Here is a 3960-nt window from a genome sequence, read left to right as displayed (position 1 = left end):
CGGGCCCGCGGCGGGCGGCGCCAAACCATCGTTGCCGCCGATGCCGATCCTCGGGCCACCACCGAAACCGCCGAGCGAGCTTCCCCAGTTCCGGCTGAACGCCTCGCCGCAGGCACCCGAAACGGCCGAGGCGCCCGAATCGGTTGAGCCACCCGAACCGTCGCCGGCCCCACCCGAACCACCACCGGCCCCACCCGAGCCGCCCGCGCCGCCGATGCCTATCGGTGGACCGCCCCCCGTCGCACCCGACCCTCCACCGGCGCCACCCGAGCCACAACCGGCGCCGCCCGAACCACCACCACCGGCCCCACCCGAGCCGGCACCCGTTGCCGCCGCACCACCACCGGTCACCGCTGCGCCGGTCGCGCCCAACCCGCCGGCGCCCCCGATGCCCATCGGCGGACCGCCGACCGTCACACCCGAAACCCGTTCCGCGCCGCCGAAGAAGTCGCCGGAACCGCGGCCGCCCTTGCCGCCCCCGCCGAAGCCGCCGTCGCGACCAGCCGAACCACCGACAACCGCGATGCCGACCAACGGCCGGGTACGACTCGGCGAACGCCAGCAGACTCACCAGCCCGCGCCCGCACCCACCCATCGGGAGCCGCCGGCCGGGCCCCCGCCGACCGAACCGCCGTCGCGCCGGGAACGTCGTGGGCACCGGTACCTGCCCGACCCCGAATCGGACGAAACGAATCCGGCCGGTGGGCCGTACTTCCGAGTCCCGATGCCTGCCCCGGACGCTCCGCAGATGACCCCGCCCGGACGCGGAGCTGCGGCCCCGCCGCCCCAACCCCCGGGTGGCCGGTCCGGCGGTAGACGCCGTGCCCCCTCCGGCCCGATTCCGGTGCGGCGACCGTCGCCGGAACAGGCACCACCACCGGCCACCACACCAGCGCCACCGCAGCGGGAATCCCGCCCGGTGCCGCCCGTCGCCGCGGCGCCCGTCCCCTTCCCTACCGAATCGCCGGCCCCGGCGCCTCCGCCGGCACGGCAGGTCGCCCCGGAAAAGCCGGTCCCGCAACGCGGTTGGCGACGGACCGTCTACAAGCTGACGCGGATCAATCTGGGTCTGTCGCCCGACGAGAAGTACGAACGGGAGTTGCGCGCCAGGGTCCGGCGCAAGCCGCGCGGTTCATACCAGATCGGGGTGCTCGGTTTGAAAGGCGGCGTCGGCAAGACCACCACCACCGTCACATTGGGAACCATGCTGGCGCAGGTGCGGGGCGACCGCATCCTGGTGCTCGACGCGGACCCCGGTTGCGGCAACTTGGCCGAGCGCGCCGGGCGTACCTCGCCGTCTTCGATCGCGGATTTGATTGCCGACCAGAACCTTTCGCACTACAACGACGTGCGCGCACACACGAGCGTGAACGCCCACAATTTGGAGATCCTGCCGACCGCCGAATACACCACGGCGCAACGCGGGCTCAGTGGTGAGGACCTGCGCTTCGCGGTCGACACGGTGTCCAAGTTCTACAACCTGGTGCTGGCCGACTGCGGGCCGGGATTGTTCGACCCGGTCACCCGCGGTGTGCTGGAGACCGCGTCGGCGATCGTGATCGTGACCAACGTGTCGCTGGACAGCGCCCGGCAGGCTGAGAGTGCGCTGGAGTGGCTGCGGCACAACGGGTATCAGGATCTGCTGAGTCGCGTCGTCGTCGTCATCAACCACGTCGCGGTCGGCGAGACCAACGTCGCGGAGAAGAAATTGGTGCGGCAGTTCCAGCAACTGGTACAGCCGGACCGGGTCGTGTTGCTGCCCTGGGACAAGCACATCGCGACCGGAACCGAAATTCAGCTCGACCAACTCGATCCCGCCTACCAACGGCGGGTGCTCGAATTGGCCGCGGCTCTGTCCGACGATTTTGAAAGGGCGGGACGTCGTTGAGTGCACCTGCTGTTGCCGCCGGCTCCACCGCATCCGGGACCGCGCCCGCAAGGCCGGCCACCACCCGGGTGACGATCCTGACCGGAAAGCGGATGACCGACCTGGTGCTGCCGGCGGCGGCACCGATGGCCACCTACATCGACGAGACCGTCCAGGTGCTGGCCGACATGCTCGAAGACACCCCACCGGATGTCCTGGCGGGCTTCGACTTCGCCGCCCAGGGCGTGTGGACGTTCGCCCGGCCGGGGTCGCCGCCGCTGCGGCCCGAACAGTCCCTCGACGAGGCCGGCGTGGTCGACGGCTCATTGTTGACCCTGGTTTCGGCCAGCCGGACGGAGCGATACCGGCCGCTGGTCGAAGACGTCATCGACGCGATCGCGGTGCTGGACGAATCGCCGGAATTCGATCGGACGGCGGTCGAGCGCTTCATCTCGGTTGCCCTCCCGATCCTGGCCCTCCCACTGACCGCCATCGCCATGCGCGCGTGGTGGACGACCGGCCGCAGCTGGTATTGGCCGGTGGCGTTGGGCCTGCTGGGCATCATCGCCCTGGTCGTGTCGTTCGTGGCCAAGCGGTTCTACGCCAAGGCCGATCTTTCCGAGTGCCTGCTGATTGCCGCTTACCCGCTCCTGGCGGGCGCGGCGGCGACCGCCGTCCCGCTGCCACGTGGCACCACTTCGCTCGGGGCGCCGCACCTGGCCGCCGCTGCTACCGCGGTGCTGTTGTTGACCGTGTTGGTCCGCGGCGGCCCCCGCCGACGCCACGAAGTGGCCTCCTTCGTCGTGATCAGCATGATCGCGCTGGTCGGTGCCGCCATCGCGACCGGTTACGGCTACCAGGAGTGGGTGCCGGCCGGGGCGATCGCATTCGGTTTGTTCGTCGTGACCAATGCCGCCAAGCTCACCGTCGCCGTGGCGCGAATCGCGTTGCCGCCGATCCCCGTCCCGGGCGAGACCGTCGACAACGAAGAACTCCTCGACCCGGTGACCGCCGAGGACGCCACCAACGAGGAGACTCCGACCTGGCAGGCGATCATCGCGTCGGTGCCGGCATCCGCGGCCCGGCTGACCGAGCGCAGCAAGCTGGCCAAGCAACTGCTGGTCGGGTATGTGATGGCGGGCGCTGTGATCCTGGCGGCCGGTGCCGTCGCGGTGGTGGTGCACGGACACTTCTTCGTCCACAGCCTGGTGGTCGCCGGGTTGTTGACCGTGCTGTGCGGGTTCCGTTCCCGGCTTTATGTGGATCGTTGGTGCGCGTGGTCGTTACTGGCCGCCGCCGCCGCGATCCCGACCGGATTGGCGATGCGCCTTTGTCTCTGGTACCCGCAGTGGGCGTGGGCGATTCTTGCCGGCTACCTGGTGCTGGTGGTGGTCGCGTTGGTCATCTTCGGAGCGATGGCCCCGATCAAGCGCCTGTCGCCGGTGATGAAGCGGATCACCGAACTGATCGACGGCGCCGTGGTGGCGTCGATCATTCCGCTGCTGTTGTGGATCACCGGCGTCTACGACATGGTGCGGAATCTGCGGTTCTAGATCCTTCTCAGATTGGCGCCGCGACCGGCCCCGCCGCCGACTTCCCGCCGGCGGCGCCCTCCACCGGGGCGCTGACCAGGGTCGCCTTGCCCGCGGCGGCACCGTCGGCTTGTGCACCGTCGGCCTGCGTACCGTCGGCGTCCGGGTTGTCTTCGTCGTCCTTCTTGTCCTCGTCGGCCGGCTTGGTGTCGCTGGCGAGTTGGGCCCCGCCGCCCTGCCCGGCCTGAGATGCGGCCTGCTGAACGCTCTGGCCGACCTGCTGTCCCATCGGCGCCATCTGCTGAGCCATCGGCGCCAACTGAACCAGTTGTGGCACGGTCGCGGCGATGCGGGGTGACAACGCCTCGGCCTGGGCCCCGACCGCAGCGCCGACCTGCGACACCGCCCCCGCCGATGCCGCGCCCGCCAGCTGTTGTGCCGCGGCCACGGGTCCACCCAGCATCGCCGCTCCGGTGGCTGCGCCGCCCAGGCCCGTCACCGCCCCAAGCGCGCTAGCGCCCATCGACTCGCCGTCGGCACCGAATGCGTACTGCGACAGTG

Annotated in this window: 2 protein-coding genes and 1 pseudogene; 2 read left to right on the top strand and 1 reads right to left on the bottom strand. The window is 70.5% G+C overall.

The features are described 5' to 3' along the window. Both A9X01_RS29135 and eccD read left to right on the top strand, forming a co-directional pair. The coding region (locus A9X01_RS29135) for a MinD/ParA family ATP-binding protein (protein ID WP_216638915.1) at positions 1-1888 on the top strand (1888 nt) is incomplete at its 5' end. Beyond that, positions 1885-3420, top strand: a complete 1536-nt coding sequence (eccD, locus tag A9X01_RS14510) for a type VII secretion integral membrane protein EccD (RefSeq protein ID WP_065121450.1) — start codon at positions 1885-1887, stop codon at positions 3418-3420. The genes A9X01_RS29135 and eccD, both read left to right, overlap by 4 nt. Positions 3421-3427: 7 nt before the next feature. Here eccD and A9X01_RS30505 read toward each other — a convergent pair. Further along, positions 3428-3960, bottom strand: a pseudogene (locus tag A9X01_RS30505) (hypothetical protein); the annotation flags it as partial.

Origin of the sequence: Mycobacterium asiaticum (assembly GCF_001668675.1) — a bacterium.
GTDB lineage: Bacteria > Actinomycetota > Actinomycetes > Mycobacteriales > Mycobacteriaceae > Mycobacterium > Mycobacterium asiaticum_D.
Note: the sequence above shows the minus strand (reverse complement) of the source record. Positions and strands in the feature narration are given on the sequence as shown.